The organism is Nocardiopsis sp. TNDT3 (assembly GCF_003427465.1).
Classification (GTDB): Bacteria; Actinomycetota; Actinomycetes; order Streptosporangiales; family Streptosporangiaceae; genus Nocardiopsis; species Nocardiopsis dassonvillei.
Map to the genome: position 1 here is coordinate 1 of NZ_QPFC01001083.1, position 1,766 is coordinate 1,766.

The window sequence follows — 1,766 nt, forward strand, 5'->3', positions numbered from 1 at the left end:
CGGGATTTGAACCCACGACCTCTTCGTCCCGAACGAAGCGCGCTGCCAAGCTGCGCTACACCCCGAAGCAACGTCCACAAGTCTAGCGGACGCCCGGGAGTGCTCGCGCACGGTTTCCGATCGGAGCGCCGAGGGGGGTCAGGAGGAGGCCACGAGGTCCAGCAGGGAGGCCTCCGGGCGGCAGCAGAACCGCACCGGGGCGTACGGGGAGGTGCCCAGGCCGCCGGACACGTGCAGCCACGCGTCCCCGTACTCGTGCAGACCCCAGGCCCGCCTGCGGTCGATCCCGCAGTTGGTGACCAGGGTCCCGTAGAACGGCAGGCACAGCTGGCCGCCGTGCGTGTGCCCGGCCAGGAGCAGCTGGTAGCCGTCGGCCGCGAACCGGTCCAGGTTGGACGGCTCCGGCGAGTGCAGCACGCCCAGACGCAGGTCCGCCGACGGGTCGGCCGGTCCGGCGACCTCCTCGTACCTGTCCAGCTTGATGTGCGAGTCGTGCACCCCGGCCAGGGCGACGTCGAGTCCGCCCGCCTTCAGCCCGCCCCTGCGGTTGTTCAGGTCCAGCCACCCGGACGCGGACATGGCCTCGCCCAGCTCGCGCCAGGGCAGGTCCGGGGTCCGGCGCTTGTTGTAGTCGTTCTTGCTGGTCCGCCACAGGTAGCGGGCCGGGTTCTTCGGCTGCGGCGAGAACAGGTCGTTGGACCCGTACACGAACGCGCCCGGCCGGTCCAGCAAGGGCCCCAGGGCCTTCGTGAACGGTCCCACCGCGTCCGGGTGCGCCAGCGAGTCGCCCGTGTTGACCACGAGGTCCGGCTCGTGGGCCTCCAGCCCCCGGATCCACTCGATGAGCATCTTCCGGTCGGGTGTCAGGTGCGCGTCGGACAGGTGCAGGATCCGCAGCCGCGGGCTGCCCGGGGGCAGCAGGGGCAGCTCGTAGCGGCGCAGCCGGAACCAGTTGCGCTCGATGACCGAGGCGTAGACCAGTCCCGCCGCTCCGACGGCGCCCGTGATCGCGGCCGCGCGCCCCACCCGGCGCAGGATTCGTCTGTTGTCGGCGCCCATCGCCCTCCTTCGTCGTCACAGAGATCGTCGCAGATCCACGGAGCACGCGTGTGCGAATCCCCCGTCGCGGGCCGCCGGGCCGGTGTGAGCCGCGTCCGCGCGGCGTCCGCGCGCGCAAACCGTTGGTGACCCCGCGGCGCCCCGCCGTAGGATCGGCTCATGTCCGAACTCAAAGCCCGTCTCAAGAACGACCTGACCACCGCCATCAAGGCGCGCGACAAGGTGCGTACCGGCACCCTGCGCATGGTCCTGGCCGCCATCTCCACCGAGGAGGCCGCCGGCAGCACCTCGCGTTCCCTCGGAGACGACGAGATCACCCGTCTGCTCACCCGGGAGGCCAAGAAGCGCCGCGAGGCCGCCGAGGCGTTCGACAAGGGCGACCGGCCCGAGCAGGCCGCGGCCGAGCGGGCCGAGAGCGAGGTCATCTCCGACTACCTGCCCAAGCAGCTCACCGACGAGGAGCTGTCGTCGCTGGTGGCCGAGGCCGTCACCGAGACCGGAGCCGAGGGCCCCCGCGCCATGGGCCAGGTCATGAAGGTCGTCAACCCCAAGATCGCCGGCCGGGCCGAGGGCGCCCGCGTGGCCGCCGAGGTCAAGCGCCAGCTCGCCGGATGACCTGACCCGGCCAGACCGGGCCCGGCCTGGTCCGACTGTGCGCCACCCGCGAACGGCGGGGAACGCGAAGGGGCGGCGGTGTACGCACCGCC

At 72.1% G+C, this 1,766-nt stretch carries 2 protein-coding genes; one reads left to right on the forward strand and one right to left on the reverse strand.

Annotation, left to right across the window (positions count from 1 at the left end):
* Positions 1–138 precede the first annotated feature (138 nt).
* Positions 139–1,059 carry a metallophosphoesterase gene (locus DQW06_RS24085; RefSeq protein WP_013156292.1) on the reverse strand — a complete coding sequence of 307 codons (921 nt, stop codon included), beginning with the start codon at positions 1,057–1,059 and terminating at the stop codon, positions 139–141.
* Between the two features lie 159 nt (positions 1,060–1,218).
* Here DQW06_RS24085 and DQW06_RS24090 point away from each other — a divergent pair, with 159 nt between their 5' ends.
* Positions 1,219–1,674, forward strand: a complete 456-nt coding sequence (locus tag DQW06_RS24090) for a GatB/YqeY domain-containing protein (protein ID WP_013156293.1) — start codon at positions 1,219–1,221, stop codon at positions 1,672–1,674.
* The last annotated feature ends 92 nt before the right edge of the window (positions 1,675–1,766 follow it).

Excerpts from the sequence above, each read along its gene's own strand:
- DQW06_RS24085 (WP_013156292.1), bottom strand. The coding sequence starts at position 1,059 with ATGGGCGCCGACAACAGACGAATCCTGCGCCGGGTGGGGCGCGCGGCC.
- DQW06_RS24090 (WP_013156293.1), top strand. The coding sequence starts at position 1,219 with ATGTCCGAACTCAAAGCCCGTCTCAAGAACGACCTGACCACCGCCATC.